Raw genomic sequence first — 1,756 nt, forward strand, 5'->3', positions numbered from 1 at the left:
CTATTTAATGATGATACCTTTAGCGCCTACTGTTTCTTTAAGGCCGATTTATGACATAAAATACAAAATGTATTATTAGAGGCAATAGAATATTTTTTTCATTTAATTATAAATTCTGCAACACTATAAAATGATGTCCGTCATAAACAATAACAAACTCTTTTTATTGCATTCTGCTCGCTATTCAACATCTCGATGTTTTAATGCATTTATTGACAGATCAAATACAAATCTATCGCTGTACATGCACTCCTCGCGTATAATCTGACTCTTTTTCATAAAACATACACCGTCTTATACGATGCACCCAATGTTCTTGAATATTGTCTTTATCAGCATAAGTTGAAACAACAACTGTAGCAAAATCTTGTTCTTCTGCATCTTTTAACAATTTTAAGCGTGTTTTTTTTATCCCCAACAGTGCGTTAGTCATACGCTTGTTTTCAAAATCAAAAATTGTTTCTTCAATTACCACATTATTAGTAGGATTGGTCCCAAAAGCTAAAATCGCACTTTGTGCACCAAGAAGAACAGAGCGGCGCACATTGGGCAAAGGCATATTATTTACCGAATTGACTCCCAATGTCACAGAACCAGATTCAAGTAAAAGAACATTACACGTGCCAAAGGATTTCTTAAAATAATACACACCAAATGCTGCTTGAATAAGAGGATCTTCGCTCTTAGATTGAAGTTCACGGGCTCTTTTTTTGACCGCTTCAAATTTCTGACAGGAGGCATAAGCGCGTAATTGCTCAATGTGGATTGGGTGCAAATACATTACATAGAATTTTTGTCTTTCAATCTCTAAAGACTTAATTTTAGGCTCAGCGCATTCAGCACATTTTACGGCTTTTTCAATGAGATCAAATGTAAAAATATGCTTACATTTATCTGTTAATTCTTCATCTTTTATTTTATCACAAGGTCTTATGATACGCTTATTGCTTGGAGCCATCGGCTTATTAAAACCATAATAAACAGGTTTTATATTTTCTCCTCCTAAAGAGAAGGTTGGGGCAGTATATCCGCATGCATGAAGAAAAAACATTTGTTCTAAATATTCAGCAAGCAAGTAAACGGACTTATCTGAATCATGTTCTCTTTTGCCTGAACGAAAAAGCCGTCCTAAAACAAGTTCATTCTGAATCTTAATATTATCTTCACTCATATCATTGAAATCAAACGAAACTTTATCTCCATTGATGTGATTTGATTCTGTTTTTAACTGAATAATGTTCTCAGAATTCTCTCCAATAAGTGGAGCAATTTTAGTTTCTTTTTGGACATAAGGAAAAATCTCATAATACGTTGACTTTGTACGTTGCGTAGTCTTGTCTTCCCATTCTATATAATAAAATTTGCTCTCATTTGATATAGAAAGAGGAATCTTCTCCAATTTTGAAGGAGGACAATCTTCAATATCAGAAAATACGAAATGACCGTAAATGTCTAAATTTGTGCCTAATTTTTCTTGATATCTCACTCGAAACTGAGGATAAAACCGTATGATTTTATAAATAGGCATGATAATACTGTAGAATAACGACAGCATTCCAAGAGCTTTAACAATAGGGTTATCACTTATTATATGATAGAATTCATTAAGATTATTGATAAAAACCATTTTATGAAGAATAATATTTTTGTTTATACTTTATGATTATTTTTGTGATTATGATGTTGAGTGTATTTTCTAGTTCTTTTTGATGATGCTAGTCTGTAGGGGTTAGAGCATTGCGGTATTTTGATCCTT

1 protein-coding gene is annotated in these 1,756 nt (G+C 32.6%); it reads right to left on the minus strand.

The annotated features are described in order from the left end of the window. Positions 1-232 precede the first annotated feature (232 nt). On the minus strand, positions 233-1,528 hold the full coding sequence (locus tag NPY00_RS06260) for a phage capsid family protein (RefSeq protein WP_269021221.1): 1,296 nt from the start codon (positions 1,526-1,528) through the stop codon (positions 233-235). Positions 1,529-1,756: the final 228 nt, after the last annotated feature.

This window comes from Bartonella sp. F02, assembly GCF_026929975.1.
In the GTDB taxonomy this organism is placed as follows: Bacteria; Pseudomonadota; Alphaproteobacteria; order Rhizobiales; family Rhizobiaceae; genus Bartonella.